10 protein-coding genes are annotated in these 12975 nt (G+C 64.9%); 1 reads left to right on the plus strand and 9 read right to left on the minus strand.

Annotated features, from left to right (window positions below):
• Nucleotides 1–24: 24 nt before the first annotated feature.
• The 4 genes from lpdA to LB557_RS28150 form a co-directional block, all read right to left on the minus strand.
• Nucleotides 25–1422: a dihydrolipoyl dehydrogenase gene (gene lpdA / locus LB557_RS28135; RefSeq protein ID WP_224643047.1), complete on the minus strand. Its 1398-nt coding sequence runs from the start codon at nt 1420–1422 to the stop codon at nt 25–27.
• 273 nt (nt 1423–1695) lie between these two features.
• Nucleotides 1696–3024, minus strand: coding sequence for a dihydrolipoamide acetyltransferase family protein (locus LB557_RS28140; RefSeq protein ID WP_224643048.1), 1329 nt, complete (start codon nt 3022–3024; stop codon nt 1696–1698).
• A 17-nt stretch (nt 3025–3041) separates the two neighbouring features.
• Nucleotides 3042–4055, minus strand: coding sequence for an alpha-ketoacid dehydrogenase subunit beta (locus LB557_RS28145; protein WP_015314819.1), 1014 nt, complete (start codon nt 4053–4055; stop codon nt 3042–3044).
• Nucleotides 4056–4058: 3 nt separating this feature from the next.
• A complete protein-coding gene (locus LB557_RS28150) occupies nt 4059–5291 on the minus strand; it encodes a 3-methyl-2-oxobutanoate dehydrogenase (2-methylpropanoyl-transferring) subunit alpha (protein WP_015314818.1) in 1233 nt (410 codons plus the stop codon).
• Nucleotides 5292–5896: 605 nt separating this feature from the next.
• Here LB557_RS28150 and holA point away from each other — a divergent pair.
• Nucleotides 5897–6940, plus strand: a complete 1044-nt coding sequence (gene holA / locus LB557_RS28155) for a DNA polymerase III subunit delta (protein WP_224643049.1) — start codon at nt 5897–5899, stop codon at nt 6938–6940.
• 154 nt (nt 6941–7094) lie between these two features.
• Here the strand turns inward: holA and LB557_RS28160 are convergent, their stop codons facing one another.
• The 5 genes from LB557_RS28160 to mnmE all read right to left on the minus strand — a co-directional run bounded on the left by LB557_RS28160 (nt 7095) and on the right by mnmE (nt 12938).
• A complete protein-coding gene (locus tag LB557_RS28160; RefSeq protein ID WP_140618171.1) occupies nt 7095–7979 on the minus strand; it encodes a ParB/RepB/Spo0J family partition protein in 885 nt (294 codons plus the stop codon).
• Between the two features lie 68 nt (nt 7980–8047).
• Entirely contained in the window at nt 8048–8848 is an 801-nt protein-coding gene (locus tag LB557_RS28165) for a ParA family protein (protein WP_224643050.1), read from the minus strand.
• Between the two features lie 54 nt (nt 8849–8902).
• Nucleotides 8903–9535 (minus strand): 16S rRNA (guanine(527)-N(7))-methyltransferase RsmG, encoded by a 633-nt coding sequence (rsmG, locus tag LB557_RS28170; protein ID WP_224643051.1) that lies wholly within the window; start codon nt 9533–9535, stop codon nt 8903–8905.
• Nucleotides 9532–11415 carry a tRNA uridine-5-carboxymethylaminomethyl(34) synthesis enzyme MnmG gene (gene mnmG, locus LB557_RS28175; protein WP_224643052.1) on the minus strand — a complete coding sequence of 628 codons (1884 nt, stop codon included), beginning with the start codon at nt 11413–11415 and terminating at the stop codon, nt 9532–9534. The genes rsmG and mnmG overlap by 4 nt, the downstream gene beginning before the upstream one ends.
• 194 nt (nt 11416–11609) lie before the next feature.
• Nucleotides 11610–12938 (minus strand): tRNA uridine-5-carboxymethylaminomethyl(34) synthesis GTPase MnmE, encoded by a 1329-nt coding sequence (gene mnmE / locus LB557_RS28180; RefSeq protein ID WP_224643053.1) that lies wholly within the window; start codon nt 12936–12938, stop codon nt 11610–11612.
• Nucleotides 12939–12975: the final 37 nt, after the last annotated feature.

Below are 12975 nucleotides of genomic sequence, written 5' to 3' on the forward strand. Positions count from 1 at the left end.
GCCTGACGCGGGAGAGGGGGAGCTCTAAATATGCAGCGCGTGGCCCAGCGCCTTGAGCGCGGCTTCCTGAAACCCTTCGCCTTGCGTCGGGTGCGCATGGATCGTCCCTGCGATGTCCTCCAGCCTGGCGCCCATCTCCAGCGCCAGCCCAAACACCGCCGACAGTTCCGATACGCCTTGCCCGACGGCCTGGATGCCGAGCACCAGGTGATTGTCGGCGCGCGCCACGACGCGGACGAACCCGTCTTCGCCGAGCTTGGTCATGGCGCGGCCATTGGCGGCGAAGGGGAACAGGCCGATCTTGATCTCGCCGCCTTGCGCCTTGGCCTCTTCGGGCGACAGACCCGCCGTCACCAGCTCGGGATCGGTGAAGCAGACGGCCGGGATCGAGCGCTTGTCCCAGCCGCGCTTGTGGCCGGCGACGATCTCCGCGACCATTTCGCCTTGCGCCATCGCCCGGTGCGCCAGCATCGGCTCGCCGGTGACGTCACCGATGGCGAAGACGCCGCGCATCGAGGTCCGGCACTGGTCGTCGATCCGTATGAACTTTCCGGCCCTGTCGAGATCGATCTGGTCGAGTCCCCAGCCTTCCGTCACCGGCTTGCGGCCGACCGTCACCAGCACTTTGTCCGCGGCGACCTTGGTGCTCTTGCCATCCGATGTCTCGACCAGCAGGGCATCGCCGTTTGTCGACAGCCCTTTGGCCTTGGCGCCCAGCATCACCTCGACCCCGAGCGCGGAGAGCCGCTTGACGACAGGCCGGGTCAGCTCGGCGTCATACTGCGCCAGCACGCGCGGCAAGGCTTCGACCACGGTGACCCCCGCACCCATCTTGGCGAAGGCCATGCCGAGTTCGAGCCCGATATAGCCGCCACCGACGACAGCGATTTTCTTGGGAACCTCACTCAGGGCCAGCGCGTCGGTGGACGAGATCACAGGCCCGCCGAAGGGAAGAAAAGACAACTCGACCGGCGCCGAGCCGGTGGCGATGACGATCGTCTCGGCCCGGATCACCTGGCTTCCGGTCTCGGTCTCGACCTCGACGGTCTTGCCGTCGCGAAACCTCGCCCAGCCATGCACGGTCTTCACCCCGGCCTTCTTCAGCAGGCCGGCGACACCACTGTTGAGCCGGCTGACGATCCCGTCCTTCCAGGCGATGGTCCTGGCCAGGTCGAGCACCGGTGCGGTGACCGAAATGCCGAGCGGGCTGTTGCCGCCGGCCATGTTCGAAACCTTCTCGAACTCCTCCGCCGCATGGATCAGCGCCTTGGACGGGATGCAGCCGACATTGAGGCAGGTGCCGCCGGGCTTCGCAGCCTCGACGATGACCGTATCGACGCCGAGCTGTCCCGCACGAATGGCGCAGACATAACCGCCCGGACCGGCGCCGACGACGAGCAGCTTGCAGGAGATTTCCTTCATGTTGGCAGCTTCCTTGTCGTGAGAGCCGTCAACGTCCTCCCATCCAACCCAGCGCTGCCCCTCATCCGCCTGCCGGCACCTTCTCCCCGTATAGTGACGGGGAGAAGGGATTGGCCGCGATGTTGGCGCCCTCGTCTGCAACGCTGCCGATTGGCGAAACCATGGATAACGGCGTCTTTCTCCCCGTCACTATACGGGGAGAAATGCCCGGCAGGGCAATGAGGGGCGGCGCGGCGCCCGCCAATGGAAACTCGAGAACGCATCACATCTCCCTCAATCCACGAAAATCAGCGCCGGCGTCTCCAGCAGCGCCTTGATCCGCTGGATGAACACCGCCGCGTCCCAGCCATCGATGACGCGGTGGTCGAAGCTCGACGACAGATTCATCATCTTGCGCGGGATGAACTGGGTGCCGTCCCAAACCGGCCGCACCATCATCCTGTTGACGCCGATGATCGCCACTTCCGGGTGGTTGATCACAGGCGTCGTCGCGATCCCACCCATGGCGCCGAGCGAGGTGATGGTGATGGTCGAGCCGGACAGCTCGTCACGCGTCGCCGTTCCCGACTTGGCAGCCTCCGCCAGCCTGCCCACCTCGGCGGCACAGTCCCAGACATCGCGCGCCTCGGCATGCTTGATGACAGGCACCACCAGTCCCGACGGTGTCTGCGCGGCAATGCCGATATGGATGCCGCCATGCTGGTGGATGATGCCGGCCTCGTCGTCGAACAGGGAATTGAGCTGGGGCTGGTCCGCGATCGCCTTGACCATCGCCCGCATCAGGAACGGCAGCAAGGTCAGCTTCGGCCTCTCCGCGCCGCCCTTGGCAACACGCTTTTCCTTGTTGAGCGCAGCGCGCAATTCCTCGAGCGCCGTGACGTCGATCTCCTCGACATAGGTGATGTGCGGGATGCGCGACTTCGACAGCGTCATCTTCTCGGCGATCTTGCGCCGCAGGCCGACCAGTTTGATGTCCTCGACGGTGTCGTCGCGGGCGAGGCCCGGCGCCTTGGCCGATTGCGGCCCGCGCGCCAGGAACGCCTCCAGGTCCTCGTGGCCGATGCGGCCGGCGGGGCCGGTCCCCGCCACCTGCCTGAGATCGATGCCCGCCTCTTTCGCCCGCAAGCGAACGGCGGGGGAGGCCAGCGGCTTTTCGCCTTCCGGACGCGGCGCGCCCGAAGCCGAGGAGCGTGTCACGGTTTTCGGCGCCGCCGACGAGGATGCGGGCTTCGCCGGTGTCTCGGCGGGTTTTGCCGGCTTGGGCGGCGAAGCGGCTTGGGGCTTCGGGCTCGGCAGCCTGGCGGGCGGCTCCGCCCCGGTCGCCGGTTCAGCCTCTTTGCCGGCTTTCACATTGCCGTCGCCCGCCACTTTCAGCCGCACGATCGGTGAACCGATCGCCACCGTGTCGCCGATCTCGGCGCCCAGCCACAGGATTTCGCCATCGACGGGCGACGGGATTTCGACCGTCGCCTTGTCGGTCATCACGGCGGCGAGCACCGTGTCCTCGCGCACGATGTCGCCGATCTTGACATGCCATTCGACGAGCTCGGCCTCGGCGACACCCTCGCCGACATCGGGCAGCTTGATGATGTGTTCGCCCATCTCAGGCCTCCCCCACTCTAGGCTTCCAATGTTTCAAGCAAAGCGCGGCCGACACGCGCGGGACCGGGAAAATACTCCCACTCCTGCGCATGCGGATAGGGCGTGTCCCAGCCGGCGACGCGGGCGACCGGCGCCTCCAGGTGATAGAAGCAGTTTTCCTGCACCAGCGCCGACAGCTCGGCGCCGAAGCCCGAGGTCAGCGTCGCCTCATGCACGACGACGCAGCGCCCGGTCTTCTTGACCGAAGCCACGATCGTGTCGAGGTCGAGCGGCAGCAGGGTTCTGAGATCGATGATCTCGGCGTCGATGCCGGTCTCCTCGGCGGCCGCTTGCGCGACATAGACCATGGTCCCGTAGGCCAGCACAGTGACCGCCGCGCCCGCCCTGCGGATGGCGGCCTTGCCAAGCGGCACGGTGTAATGGCCGTCGGCGACCTCGCCGAGCTCGTGCTTCGACCATGGCGTCACCGGCCGGTCGTGATGGCCGTCGAACGGGCCGTTGTAGAGCCGCTTCGGCTCGAGGAAGATCACCGGATCGGGATCCTCGATCGCCGCGATCAAAAGCCCCTTGGCGTCGTGCGGGTTGGATGGCACCACCGTCTTCAGGCCCGACACATGGGTGAACAAGGCTTCCGGGCTCTGGCTATGCGTCTGGCCGCCGAAAATGCCGCCGCCGGTCGGCATGCGGACAACGATCGGGCAGGTGAAATCGCCGTTCGAGCGGTAGCGCAGCCTTGCGGCTTCCTGCGTCAGCTGGTCGTAGGCCGGATACATGTAGTCGGCAAACTGAATTTCCACGCAGGGCTTCAAACCATAGGCGGCCATGCCGATGGCCGAGCCGACAATGCCGGATTCGTTGATCGGCGCGTCGAAGCAGCGGCTCTTGCCGTATTTGGCCTGCAGCCCGTGCGTGACGCGAAAAACGCCGCCGAAGAAGCCGACATCCTCGCCGAACACGACGACCTTGTCGTCGCGCTCCATCGACACGTCCATGGCGTCGCGAATGGCCTCGATCATGGTCCGTCTTGGCATGGCTCAGACTCCCGCCTGCTGGCGCTGGCGCCTGAGATGCGGCGGCATCTCGGCAAACACACCTTCGAACATCTCGCGTGTCGACGGCTTGCCGCCGGCATGCAGGGTGCCGTGGCTTTCCGCTTCCTTCTGCGCCGCGATCACCGTGTCGAGGATTTCGGCCTCGGCCTGCGCATGCCGTTCGTCCGACCAGACACCGAGCTTGATGAGATGGTTCTTCAGCCGCACGACCGGGTCACCCAGCGGCCAGGCGTCGGACTCGGTCTTCGGCCGGTAGGCGGAGGGATCGTCCGAGCTCGAATGAGCGCCGGCGCGGTAGGTGACATATTCGACCAGCGTCGGCCCGAGGTTGTCCCGCGCCCTTGTCGCCGCCCATTTTGCCACCGCGTGCACGGCCAGATAGTCATTGCCGTCGACGCGCAGCGACGGGATGCCGAAGCCGAGCCCCCGGGCCGCGAAGGTGCCGGAGCCGCCGCGCGCGATGCCCTGAAAAGTCGAGATCGCCCACTGGTTGTTGACGACATTGAGCACCACCGGCGCCTTGTAGGTGGAGGCGAACACCAGCGCCGAATGGAAATCGGATTCCGCCGTCGAGCCGTCGCCGATCCAGGCCGCGGCGATCCTGGAATCGTTGGAGATCGCCGACGCCATCGCCCAGCCGACCGCCTGGATATACTGCGTGGCCAGATTGCCCGAGATCGAGAAAAAGCCGTGCTCCTTCGACGAATACATGATCGGCAGCTGACGGCCCTTCAGCGGATCGGCCTCGTTGGAATAGATCTGGTTCATCATCGTGACCATCGGATAGCCGTCGGCGATCAGCAGGCCAGCCTGGCGATAGGTCGGGAAATTCATGTCGCCGGGCGCGAGCGCCTTGCGGAAGGCGCAGCTCACCGCCTCCTCGCCGAGATGCTGCATGTAGAAGGAGGTCTTGCCCTGGCGCTGCGCCATCTGCATGCGCGCATCAAAGGTCCGCAGCGTCATCATGTTGCGCAGGCCTTCCAGCAATTCCTCGCTGGAAAGCAGCCCGGCCCACGGCCCGACGGCCTCGCCATTGCGGTTCAGCACCCGGATGATCGAAAAGGCCATGTCGCGGATGGTGCGCGGATCGACGTCGATATCGGGGCGTGGCACGGAGCCGGCCTCGGCGATGGTCACATTGGAGAAATCAGGCGTCCCGCCCGGCCGCACTTCCGGCTCCGGAACGTGAAACCGCAACATCCCAGCATCGGCCATGACCTCGAGTCCTCCAATGTTGCCTGGCAGGGATATTTGCATATCCGCGCCGCCAGTGCGAATGCGTCGGGGTGTCGGTTCCGGCCGCGCCGGCCGATCCGGCCTTCCCCGCTCAAGATGAAGATATGTCCGCGAAATTTCTTGTCGATGTTGGGCGGCCGCGCGCAATTTGGCGCATGGTTGTGCCGTGTTTGTCGCCAGATAAAGTGATTGGCTGGCGAGACTTGGTTCCACGCCTCCTTTTGTGCCTCCGCAGGCAGGGGAAATTGGGGTTTCGCCACCCTTGGCGCCCTTCCTCTCCCTCCGGAGGGGGGAGAGGTGGCCCGGCGAAGCCGGGACGGAGTGGGGGAAGCCGGTCCTCAAATCCGCCGGCACTGGCACTCATCACAGAGCCTCAATCAGGGCGAGGCGTCGTCCCGAGATAACCGAGCCAGATCGACCCCCACTCCGTCGAGCTTCGCTCGCCACCTCTCCCCCGATCGACGGGGGAGAGGAAGGGTTGGCGAACCCGGCGCTTTTCCCCTGTCCGCGATCGGACATCTCCGAGAGAAGAACTCGAACCGGAAGACGTTCACTCCATCCCCGCATCATGCTAACCACCCTCCATGGCACAGAAGAAAGCTTTCGAGGTCGACGGTTGGCTGGCGCGGCCTGATCCGCGCATCTCGATCGTCCTGCTTTATGGCCCCGATCGCGGCCTTGTCTCCGAGCGGGCGAAGGCCTTTGCCAGAAAGACCGGCCTGCCGCTCGACGACCCGTTCTCGGTGGTCAGGCTCGAGGGTTCGGAGGTCGATCGCGACGAGGGCCGCCTGCTCGACGAGGCCCGCACCGTGCCGATGTTTTCCGACCGGCGGCTGCTCTGGGTGCGCAATGCCAGCGGCCAGAAGGCACTGGCCGACGACGTCAAGGCGCTGACGGCGGAGCCGGTGCGGGACGCCATCATTCTCATTGAAGCCGGCGATTTGAAGAAGGGCGTCGGGCTGCGCGCCGTGGTCGAGGGCGCGGACAATGCCATGGCGCTGCCTTGCTACGCCGATGAGGCCCGTGACATCGACACCGTCATCGACGACGAACTGCGCAAGGCCGGCATGGCAATGACGCTGGAGGCGCGGCAGGCGCTGCGCCGCAATCTCGGTGGCGACCGGCTGGCCTCGCGCGGTGAGATCGAAAAACTCGTCCTCTACGCCCACGGCCAGAAGGAGATCGGGCTGGAAGAGGTGAGAGCCATGTCCGGCGACGTGTCTGGCGCCTCTTACGACGATGCCGTCGACGCGCTGCTCGAAGGCAAGGTCGGCGACTTCGACACCGCTTTCACGCGCCACTGCCAGGGCGGCGGGCAGCCCTTCCAGGTGCTGTCCTCGGCGATGCGGCAGCTCCAGCAGATCCAGGTCATGCGCGGCCAGATGGAGACCGGCGGCCGCAACGCCGCTTCCGTCGTTGCCGCCGCGCGCCCGCCGGTCTTTTTCTCCAGGCGCAAGCTGGTGGAGAAGACCCTGGAGCGCTGGAACAGCGAAGCGCTCGGCCGCGCGCTGACCCGGTTGCATCAGGCCGTGCTGCAGACGCGGCGGCGCCCCGACCTGTCCGTCGCGCTGGCACGGCAGGCGCTGCTCGGTATCGCGGTGGAAAGCGCCAGGCTGGGTCAGCGGTAGAGAAATTGGCCGCCGGCGTCGCAGAAAGGCGCCGGCGTCGCACACCCAGCCTCTTCTCCCCGTCTCTATACGGGGAGAAGGTCCCGGCAGGGGGATGAGGGGCGGCGCCGAACGCCGGGAGTAACGCTGTGTCGCATAATTTGCCGGCTAAGCGTTAATCCTGCTTCAGCCGCCTGCACAGCTCGTCGAGCTGTTCCAGGCTGCGATAGGCGACCCGCAGCACCCCGCCCTTGCCCTTGTGGTCGACGGTGACGATCATGCCGGTCGTGTCGGTGAGCAGCTTTTCCAGCGCCAGCGTGTCGGCGTCTTTTTCGGCGGCAGGCGCGGCTGGTTTGGTGCCGTTGGAACTGGCGCCGGCCGGCATCTGCGCCAGCGCTTCGGCCTGGCGCACGGAAAGCCCCTCCTCGACGATGCGCTTGGCGAGACCGGCCGGATCCTCCGCCGTCACCAGCGTGCGGGCGTGGCCGGCCGAAAGCGCGCCGTCGACCAGCATGTCTCGGATCACGTCGGGCAGCTTCAACAATCTCAACGTGTTGGCGACATGGCTGCGGCTCTTGCCGATGACCTGGCCGAGATCGGCCTGGGTGTAGCCATGGTCGTCGATGAGCTGCTGGTAACCCTGCGCTTCTTCGACCGGATTGAGGTCGGCGCGCTGGACGTTCTCGATGATCGCCAGTTCCAGCGCGGTGCGGTCGTTGACGTCGCGGATGATGACCGGGATCTCGGTCAGGCCGGCGCGCTGCGCCGCCCGCCAGCGCCGCTCGCCGGCAATGATCTCGTAGCGGCCGGCCTGCGTCGGCGAAGGCCGCGCCACGACCGGCTGCACCACGCCATGTTCGCGGATCGACTGGGCAAGGTCGGTCAGTTCGGCATCGCCGAAATGCCGGCGCGGATTTTTCGGATTGGCGCTGATGAACTCGATCGGCACCTTGCCGTCGGCGCTCATGCCGGGCTTTTCCGGGGCCGCCGGGCGATCGATCTCGCCGATCAGTGCTGCCAGCCCGCGACCCAGTCTTTTCCTCGAGAGATCTTCGCTCATCTTTATTCCACGTCTATTTCAGATCGTTTCGGTATCGAATCGGCTGTTAAATGTGCATCGGTTCTAAATCAAGCGGCGCGCAATTTGCGCTCGCGGCGGATCACTTCGGACGCCAGCTGCAGATAGGCCTGGCTGCCCGAGCATTTCAGGTCATAGAGAATGGCCGGCTTGCCATAGGAGGGGGCTTCGGACACCCGCACATTGCGCGGAATGATCGTCTCATAGACCTTGTCGCCCATATGCTCGCGCACGTCCTGCACCACCTGGTTGGCGAGATTGTTGCGGCCGTCATACATGGTCAGCACGATGCCCTGGATGGTGAGGTCCGGATTGATCGAGCGACGCACCTGCTCGACGGTTTCGAGCAGCTGACTGAGACCCTCCAGCGCGAAGAACTCGCATTGCAGCGGCACGAGTACGGAATCGGCCGCCGCCATTGAATTCAAGGTCAAAAGATTGAGCGAGGGCGGGCAATCGATCAGCACATAGCCGAAGGGCGCCCCGCGCTCGGCCGCGGCACGCAGCGCGTTGCGCAGCTTGAGCACCCGGTCCGGTGCCGAGGCGATCTCCATCTCGATGCCGAGCAGGTCCAGCGTCGAAGGCACGATGGAAAGGCCGGGCACCGCGGTCGGAATGGCGGCGGCTTCCAGATCCAGTTCGCCCGTCAGCACATCGTAGGACGAGACCGTCCGATCCTTGCGGTCGATGCCGAGGCCGGTGCTGGCATTGCCTTGCGGGTCGAGGTCGACGATCAGCACTTTCTCGCCGATTGCCGCGAGCGCGGTGGCCAAATTGATGGCGGTGGTGGTCTTGCCGACGCCGCCCTTCTGGTTGGCTACGGTGATGATTCGAGGGCCGTTCTTCATCATGGGTCTATGCCAGAAATTCATCTTGGGTCGCCGAACACTCAGACCGGTCTCGGTTCAGACAGGTCGCACATTGGACAATTCGAGGATGACGCCGCTCGCGTCGGTCACGCTTGGATGTTCTACCAGATCGAAGGTCCACCGGTTAACGGTTTCTTGCACTTCGGCACGATAATCCCGGCCTTTGTGGAACAGCGCCCGCGCGCCCGAGGCCAGCCACGGCGCCGACAGGTCCAGCAGCACCGAAAGCGGTGCCAGGGCCCGTGCGGTGATGATTTCCGGCTTCAAAACAAGCACATGGCTGTCCTCGATGCGGCGCGCCACGATCCGCGCCGGCAGACCGAACTGCCCGACGACGGTCTGCAGGAACGAAGCCTTCTTGCGGTTGCTTTCGACCAGATCGATGCTGGCGCCCGCGCGGTCGCCGAGCAGAAAGGCTATGACAAGCCCGGGAAATCCGCCACCAGACCCGATGTCGACCCAATGCCTCGCATCGGGTTCTATCCCGGCAAGTTGCGCGCTGTCCAGGATGTGGCGCTGCCAGACATCGCCCGAGGTCGACTGCGCCACCAGATTGATGCTGCGGTTCCATTTCTGGAACATCGCTTCGAACGCCACCAGGCGATCGAATGTTTCACGTGAAACCGGGCCGGCGGCCTCCTGCAGGCGCTCGCGAGAGAAGGAACTCACGCAACATCCCTCTGCTCGGCTTTCTGCACCGATTCCCAATGCCGGACATGCGCGACGATGATCGCCAACGCAGGCGGCGTCATGCCTTCCATGCGCTGCGCCTCCGCGATGGAGCGCGGCCGCCGCGCCTGCATCTTCTGCTTCAGCTCATTGGACAGGCCAGGCACGCCGGCAAAATCGACGCTGTCCGGGATCAGCCGGCTCTCTTCACGCCGGATCTGCGCGACATCGGTGCTCTGGCGATCCAGATAAACCGAATATTTCGCTTCCGTTTCGAGCCGCTCCGCAGTCCTGGCATCGACGTCGTGAAATTTCGGTTCAACCCCAGCCAGCCAAGCCACATCAACACCGGGATAGGCCAGCAGTTCAAAGCCGGACCGGCGCACGCCGTCGCGATTGATCTCCAAACCGTGCCGTGCCGCCTCGTTCGGCGTCATGGTCAACGAAAGCGCCATCTCGCGCGCTTCATCCAGCCGCTGCATGACATCGCCATAACGCTGCATCCGCTCCGCCGAGGCGATCCCCAGCGTCTGCGCCAGCGGCGTCAGCCGCTCATCGGCATTGTCGGCGCGCAGCGAGAGCCGGAACTCGGCCCGCGACGTGAACATCCGATAAGGTTCACTGATGCCGCGACTGGTCAAATCGTCGGCCATCACACCGATATAGGCCTGGGTGCGGCTGAGCACGATCGGTGCTCCGCCCGCCGCCCGCCGCGCCGCATTGAGGCCGGCGAGCAGGCCCTGCCCGGCGGCCTCTTCATAGCCGGTCGTGCCGTTGATCTGCCCGGCCAGAAAAAGCCCGGCAACGCGCCTGGTCTCTAGCGTGGGATGCAGTTCGCGCGGATCGACATGATCATATTCGATGGCATAGCCAGGCTGCAGCATGGCCGCATGCTCCAAACCGGGAATAGTCTTCAATATCTCCAGCTGAACGTCTTCCGGCAGCGAGGTCGAAATGCCGTTGGGATAGACGGTGTGGTCGTCGAGCCCCTCCGGCTCGAGGAAGATCTGGTGCCCGTCCCGGTCGCCGAACTTGACGATCTTGTCCTCGATCGACGGGCAATAACGCGGCCCAACCCCTTCGATCGAGCCGGAATACATGGCCGAACGGCCAAGATTGGCGCGGATCAGCTCATGTGTGGCTGTGGTCGTGCGGGTGATGCCGCAATCGATCTGCGGCGTCACGATCCGGTTGGTCATCAGCGAGAACGGTACGGGATTCTCATCCGCCGCCTGGCTTTCCAGCGACGCCCAATCGATGGTTCGTCCGTCCAGTCGCGGCGGCGTGCCGGTCTTGAGCCGCCCGAGCTTGAAGCCGGCGCGGTCCATTGTCGCCGACAGGCCCATGCTGGCCTTCTCGTTCATGCGACCCGCGACGATCTTCTTTTCACCAATGTGAATGAGCCCGCGCAGGAAGGTTCCCGTCGTCAGCACCACGGCGCCGCAGGCAAGCCGGCGGCCGTCAGCCAGGAGAACCGCCGCGATCTTTCCATCGGAGATCTCAAAATCGAGAACTTCGCCTTCCATGACCTCGAGATCGTTCTGCTGCCGAATCGCTTCCTGCATGGCAAGGCGATAGAGTTTTCTGTCGGCCTGTGTACGCGGGCCGCGCACCGCCGGACCCTTGCGGCGGTTGAGCAGGCGGAACTGAATGCCGGCTGCGTCAGCCACACGGCCCATCAGCCCGTCCATGGCGTCGATCTCGCGCACCAGGTGCCCCTTGCCGAGCCCGCCGATGGCAGGGTTGCACGACATCACGCCGATCGTGTCGAAACGCAGCGTCACCAGCGCGGTGCTCGCGCCAGCGCGCGCGGCGGCGCTGGCCGCCTCGCAACCCGCATGGCCGCCGCCCACCACAACCACATCATAGTGATCGGTCATTCCATATAGGTCCCGGACTCGAAGAAGATGAGCGACACATGTGCCCGCGAGGCGGGACTGTCAAGAAAACTTCCGCGCAGGCGTTTCACGTGAAACAGCCAAACCCCGCTTCTAGCGGCGTTTCACGTGAATTACCGTTTGATTGTTTCACGTGAGTCAACACGAGCTTCGGCAGCCATAATGTTTCACGTGAGTCATTTTCCAATGCAGAACTGGGAAAAGATCACGTCGAGCAAGTCTTCGACCTCCACCGCACCCACTATCCGTCCCAGGCGATCCGCTGCCAGGCGCAGCTCTTCGGCGCGCAATTCCTGAGGCATGCGTTCATCGGCGGCGCGGTGCAGATGCCGGTTCGCCGCGTCGAGCAACTCGACATGGCGTAGCCGTGACGGCAGCACATCGCCGCTAACGCCGGCCGCCTCGGCAGCGCGGCGACCGATCTCCGCCAGCAATCCATCCACACCCGTCCCGTCGACCACCGATATACCAAACTCGTAGCGCCCAGCTGCATCCTGGGTCGCTCCCTTATCGAGCAGGTCGAGCTTGGTGCCGACGCGCAATGCCGGCGTCGACATCGGCAGCGGACCGGCGTCCTTGGGGTCCGCGGCGTCCTCGAGCAGCAGCAGCAGATCGGCGCGATCCGCCTTGGCTCTTGCCTTCTCGATGCCGATCGCCTCGATTTTGCTAGGCGCTTCCCGCAACCCGGCCGTGTCGGTCAGTCGGACACGCAAGCCCCGGAGATCCAGCACCACCTCCAGCAAATCTCGGGTGGTGCCGGGTTCATCCGTTACAATAGCGGCATCGCGTCGCGCCAAGGCATTGAACAGGCTGGACTTGCCGGCATTGGGCGCGCCGAGAATGACGACTTCGAAGCCATCGCGGATGATCTCGGCGGCATGGAAACCGGCGATGTGGCGGTCGATCTCCGAGGCCATCGACCTCACGTCGGACCAAACCGTATCCGAAACGGAACCCGGTACATCGTCTTCATCGGCGAAGTCGATCTCGGCCTCGATCATGGCCCGCGCATGGATCAGGCGCCGACGCCAGCCGAGGTAGAGCGCGCTCTGCGCGCCCCCGGCGTTCTGGATGGCAAAACGCCGCTGCGCCTCGGTTTCAGCATTGACTAGGTCGGCGAGCGCCTCCGTCTCGACCAGATCGACCTTGCCGTTGAAGAAGGCGCGGCGCGTGAATTCTCCGGGCTCGGCATGCCTGACGCCGTCGAAATCAGCGATCGTTTCCAGCATCCTGGCCACCACGGCGCGCCCGCCATGAACATGGAACTCGGCGACATCCTCGCCGGTGAAGCTCGCCGGACCGGGAAAGAACAGAACCAAGCCGTTATCGAGCACGGTTCCATCCGGAGCCCTGAATCTCCGCAGAACCGCACCCCGCGCCTTAACCATGCCTCCGGCGATCGTTTCGATTACGAATCGAGTCTGCGGGCCGGATATGCGCAGCACCGCGACTCCGGCCGGAAGCCGGCCGCTCGACAGCGCCACGATCGAATCGCCTGAAATCATTTGCCCGCTCTACCGAACCGCCCTAGCTTTCGCTTCA

This window comes from Mesorhizobium sp. BR115XR7A, assembly GCF_020165315.1.
GTDB classification, from domain to species: Bacteria; Pseudomonadota; Alphaproteobacteria; order Rhizobiales; family Rhizobiaceae; genus Mesorhizobium; species Mesorhizobium australicum.

Coding starts and splice junctions, on each gene's coding strand:
- lpdA (WP_224643047.1), bottom strand. CDS start 1,422: ATGAAGGAAATCTCCTGCAAGCTGCTCGTCGTCGGCGCCGGTCCGGGC.
- LB557_RS28140 (WP_224643048.1), bottom strand. CDS start 3,024: ATGGGCGAACACATCATCAAGCTGCCCGATGTCGGCGAGGGTGTCGCC.
- LB557_RS28145 (WP_015314819.1), bottom strand. CDS start 4,055: ATGCCAAGACGGACCATGATCGAGGCCATTCGCGACGCCATGGACGTG.
- LB557_RS28150 (WP_015314818.1), bottom strand. CDS start 5,291: ATGGCCGATGCTGGGATGTTGCGGTTTCACGTTCCGGAGCCGGAAGTG.
- holA (WP_224643049.1), top strand. CDS start 5,897: ATGGCACAGAAGAAAGCTTTCGAGGTCGACGGTTGGCTGGCGCGGCCT.
- LB557_RS28160 (WP_140618171.1), bottom strand. CDS start 7,979: ATGAGCGAAGATCTCTCGAGGAAAAGACTGGGTCGCGGGCTGGCAGCA.
- LB557_RS28165 (WP_224643050.1), bottom strand. CDS start 8,848: ATGATGAAGAACGGCCCTCGAATCATCACCGTAGCCAACCAGAAGGGC.
- mnmG (WP_224643052.1), bottom strand. CDS start 11,415: ATGACCGATCACTATGATGTGGTTGTGGTGGGCGGCGGCCATGCGGGT.
- mnmE (WP_224643053.1), bottom strand. CDS start 12,938: ATGATTTCAGGCGATTCGATCGTGGCGCTGTCGAGCGGCCGGCTTCCG.